Annotated in this window: 1 protein-coding gene; it reads left to right on the top strand. The window is 60.7% G+C overall.

Going from position 1 to position 443, the window contains the following annotated elements; translation table 11 throughout:
- A partial coding sequence (locus tag SB847_RS20525) for a hypothetical protein (protein ID WP_410578395.1) occupies positions 1–209 on the top strand: 209 nt, incomplete at its 5' end.
- Between the last annotated feature and the right edge of the window lie 234 nt (positions 210–443).

Here is a 443-nt window from a genome sequence, read left to right as displayed (position 1 = left end):
CGGCTTTCTTCGCAGCCGGCGCTGCCTTCTTGGCGGCGGGGGCCGACTTCTTTGCCGCGGTCTTCGGTGCGGCCGTCTTCTTCGTTGCCATGCTCATTCCTATGCGAGAACCGGCACCATTGCCGGATGCGGCGAGCATATCGAAATCCTGCCCATCCTTGCAAGGTGATATGCCGGCAGTTTTGTGTCTATTTGTCGCACTCGGATGACGAGACACCCAGGTCAACAGGCAGCGCGTTTCTGACGGCCTCGTATCGCTTGTGCTTCCACGCGTTCTTGGCGCGGATGGTGCTCTGTATTGCGCACGACGGGCACCAATGTCCTGCCCGGATGCTCTCGGACCTGGCCTGCCAGACGTGGCCATGGTGGCATTCCCACGTGAGCTTTGCTTTCCCGTTGTCGTATGTATCGGAGAGACATCGGCCGCCACGTTCGCTGGCGAG

Origin of the sequence: Bacillus sp. SIMBA_026, from assembly GCF_046535335.1 — a bacterium.
Taxonomy (GTDB): Bacteria; Bacillota; Bacilli; order Bacillales; family Bacillaceae; genus Bacillus; species Bacillus velezensis.
Note: the sequence above shows the minus strand (reverse complement) of the source record. Positions and strands in the feature narration are given on the sequence as shown.